At 61.1% G+C, this 3,323-nt stretch carries 5 protein-coding genes; 2 read left to right on the forward strand and 3 right to left on the reverse strand.

The window, feature by feature from the left end:
- A partial coding sequence (locus AC1DT3_RS15770) for an ATP-binding cassette domain-containing protein (RefSeq protein WP_477466189.1) occupies positions 1-437 on the forward strand: 437 nt, incomplete at its 5' end.
- Complete coding sequence (locus AC1DT3_RS15775; RefSeq protein WP_477466190.1) at positions 431-1,168, forward strand: energy-coupling factor transporter transmembrane component T family protein; 738 nt, start codon at positions 431-433, stop codon at positions 1,166-1,168. The genes AC1DT3_RS15770 and AC1DT3_RS15775, both read left to right, overlap by 7 nt.
- A 42-nt stretch (positions 1,169-1,210) precedes the next feature.
- On the opposite strand, the gene AC1DT3_RS15780 is transcribed toward AC1DT3_RS15775, so the two are convergent.
- The 3 genes from AC1DT3_RS15780 to AC1DT3_RS15790 form a co-directional block, all read right to left on the reverse strand.
- The gene (locus tag AC1DT3_RS15780) at positions 1,211-2,266 is read right to left on the reverse strand and encodes an ABC transporter ATP-binding protein (RefSeq protein ID WP_477466191.1); all 1,056 of its coding nucleotides are present in this window, start codon (positions 2,264-2,266) and stop codon (positions 1,211-1,213) included.
- A 15-nt stretch (positions 2,267-2,281) separates the two neighbouring features.
- Positions 2,282-3,124 carry a carbohydrate ABC transporter permease gene (locus AC1DT3_RS15785; protein ID WP_477466192.1) on the reverse strand — a complete coding sequence of 281 codons (843 nt, stop codon included), beginning with the start codon at positions 3,122-3,124 and terminating at the stop codon, positions 2,282-2,284.
- Positions 3,114-3,323: carbohydrate ABC transporter permease (locus AC1DT3_RS15790; protein ID WP_477466193.1), on the reverse strand; the 210-nt coding region annotated here is incomplete at its 5' end. The genes AC1DT3_RS15790 and AC1DT3_RS15785, both read right to left, overlap by 11 nt.

Genomic DNA, 3,323 nt, shown 5'->3' on the forward strand with positions numbered 1-3,323 from the left:
ATCCTGGCAGGACAGCGCTTATCGCGCATTCGTTGAAACGATGGGGACTGCACGGTTTGGAGAGCCGGCATCCCTTCACTCTTTCGCAGGGGCAGAAGCGCCGCCTTGCCCTCGCCACGCTGACGATCGCGGAGCAATGGCCATTGCTCATCCTTGACGAACCGATGGCCGGTCTCGACGCCCGCAATGCAGCGATGCTCGCCGAGGAGATCGAGACCCTCGGTGAGAATGGGCGCGCAATCGCCCTCATCACCCACGACATGGACCTCGCCCTTCGGCTGACGCGACGCTGCATCATTCTCGGCGACGGTGGCATTCTGGCGGACGGACCGACCGAGGCGCTGCTGAGCGATCCCTCGCTTGTTTCGCGAGCCGGCCTCGCCCTGCCGTCGTGCACTCCCGCGATCCAATGGTTGCGAGCGGTGCAAGAATGTTGAACGCGCTCAACCCGCTCAGCAAGATCGTCGTCTGTTTCGTTTGGCTGGTCGCGGCGATACTGATTTTCGATGCGCGCTTTCAGATGGCGTCGATCGCGGCGGCGGCGTTCGCGCTGGTGGTGTTCGGCCGGGTCTCTCCGCTCACAGTGCTTGCCTTGATGGTGCCATTTGCTCTCTTTGGTTTCGGTTTTTTGACGACGAGCGTTCTGTTCCGGCAGGAAAGCGACTTCGCGCTCAATGTCGCGCGCGTGTCTGTGCTCGAATCAAAAGCGGTTTCGGCCGGATTGATCCTGTTCCTGCGGGCGATCGCCTGCGGCATGATTTCGAGCGTGTTCGCGCTGACAACCGATGCAGGGGCGTTCGTGCGCTCGCTGATGCGCAATTGCGGTCTTCCGGCCAGGATCGGGTATTCCCTGTTCGCCGCTCTGCAACTCGTTCCCGATCTGGCGTCCGAGGCGCAGCATATGCGCCTGGCCCGTGCCATGAGATCTGGGCGACCCTTGCGGCGAATTCCGGGACCGGTGGAATTGGCGGGACTTGTGATCCCGCTCCTGGCTTTTGCCATTCGCCGCGCCGGTCGCACAGCCATCGCGCTCGAGGCACGCGGATTGTCCGGCGGTCCGCGCTCGATCCTGAATGCGCCACCGTTGAGATACCGCGACGGCGCTTTCGTTCTCGCCGGGATCGGCGCCATCGGCGCCGCATGGATCGCGCTTCGCCTTGCGGCCTAACCTCGCAGCGTCCTTCGGGAAGGCCGGCATCGCTTTGCCGGACTACGTCAATCGATTTCCGGTCTCCGCATCGAAGATGTGAATTGCCTGCCGCATCGGGCGTAGACGGATCTCCTCGCCCGGTTGGACCTTGATGCGGTCCCGGAACAGGGCGACGATCGTCTGTCCGCCTCGCACCGCAAAGACCTGCGTTTCCGAGCCGAGGGGCTCCACGAGCGACACCGTCATGGCAAGACCGTCGGCCGCCACTTCGAAATGTTCGGGACGCACTCCATAGAGCGCTTCCTGGCCGATCTCGCTCTGCGCGGGCCGATCGAGCGGAAGAACCGCGCCATCGGGTGTAACGAAACCCTGCCGCTCGATACGCCCGGCGATCAGATTCATCGAGGGCGAACCAATGAAGCTCGCCACGAACTTATTGGCCGGATGATCGTACAGATCGAGGGGAGCACCGATCTGCTCGACCCTGCCGCCCTGCATGACGACGATCACGTCCGCCATGGTCATGGCTTCGACCTGGTCGTGCGTGACGTAAACACTGGTCGTCTTGAGTCGTTGATGCAGCGCCTTGATTTCCGCCCGCATGACGACGCGCAGCTTGGCATCGAGATTCGAAAGCRGCTCGTCGAACAGGAAGACTTGCGGATCGCGAACGATCGCCCGGCCCATCGCAACACGTTGGCGCTGCCCTCCCGAAAGCTGGCGGGGGTAACGGTCGAGAAGCGAAGAAAGGCCGAGTACATCGGACGCCCAGGCGACGCGCTTTGCGATCTCAGCCTTTGCGATCTTGCGGTGTTCGAGGGAGAAACCCATGTTTTGCGCGACGGTCATATGCGGATAGAGCGCATAGTTCTGGAAGACCATCGCGATGTCGCGATCCTTCGGCTCCAGATCGTTGACGACGCGCGCGCCGATGCGGATATCGCCGTCGGAAATGCTCTCGAGACCGGCGATCATGCGCAGCAATGTCGATTTTCCACAGCCTGAGGGTCCGACGAGAACAACGAATTGCCCATCGGCGATGTCGAACGAAACATCACGAATGACGTCGATGGACCCGAAAGCCTTCTTGACACCTTGGAGACTGACTGAAGCCATTATCGAACTCTCCGATCAACCCTTGAGGCCGGTATGCGCAAGCCCTTCGATGAAGTGCCGCTGCGCGAGAATGAACACGACGAGAACCGGAAGTGCTGTCAACGTCGCCGCCGCGAGCTGCACGTTCCACATCGGGCCACCATAGGCGTYGACGTATTGTGTCAACGCCTGGGGCAAGGTGAATTTCTCCGGCGCCGAAAGAAAAACGACGGGTTCGAGGTAAAGATTCCAGCTGTGCAGGAAGGTGAAGATGGCGACCGCTGCCAACGCCGGCCGCGCCAACGGCAGGGCGATCTTCCAAAAGATCTTCCACCGTCCAAGGCCATCGACCCGTGCGGCTTCTTCGAGTTCGCCGGGCAGCGATATGAAGAATTGGCGCATGACGAACGTAGCGAAGACGCTCGGAGCGCCGAAGATCGGCACGAGGATGAGCGGCCAATGGGTGTTGACCAGGCCGAGCTTTAGGAACATCTGGAAGAGAGGGACGATCGTGACTTCTGAAGGGATCAGCAATCCGAGCAGAACGATCATGAACAACACGTTCTGCCCCGGGAACCGAATGCGCGCGAAGGCATAGCCGGCCATCGCCGATACGGCCATCGTTCCGGCGGTGACGATCGCCGCGATGTATGCGCTGTTGAAATACTGCTCCGCGAACGGCTGCAACTCGAAGACACGGCGATAAGTGGTGGGATCGATGGCGCGCGGAAAGAGTTCGGGCGGAAACGCGAAGATCTGCGAGATAGGCTTGAACGACGATGTCACCATCCACCACGTCGGAAAGACGAATGGAACGGCAAGCAGCAACAGCAGGAGGTAGAGCCCCGTCTGTGCCCGTCGGGAGAGATTAGTTCTCATAGTGCACCCACCTCTTGCGGAGTTGCCATTGGGCGAAGGTGAGGAGGGCGACGATCACGAAGAGCACGATCGAAAGCGTCGAGCCGTAGCCGAACAGATGGAACTGGAAGGCTTGCTGGTAGAGATAATAGACGAGCACCGTCGTCGACGTTCCCGGGCCGCCCTGGGTGAGCACCGCGATCTGCGCGAAAACCTGCAG

The sequence above is a fragment of the Microvirga sp. P4_G7 genome (assembly GCF_056401005.1).

Bases quoted from the DNA above. Each gene is read 5' to 3' on its own strand.
- AC1DT3_RS15775 (WP_477466190.1), top strand. From the start codon at position 431: ATGTTGAACGCGCTCAACCCGCTCAGCAAGATCGTCGTCTGTTTCGTT.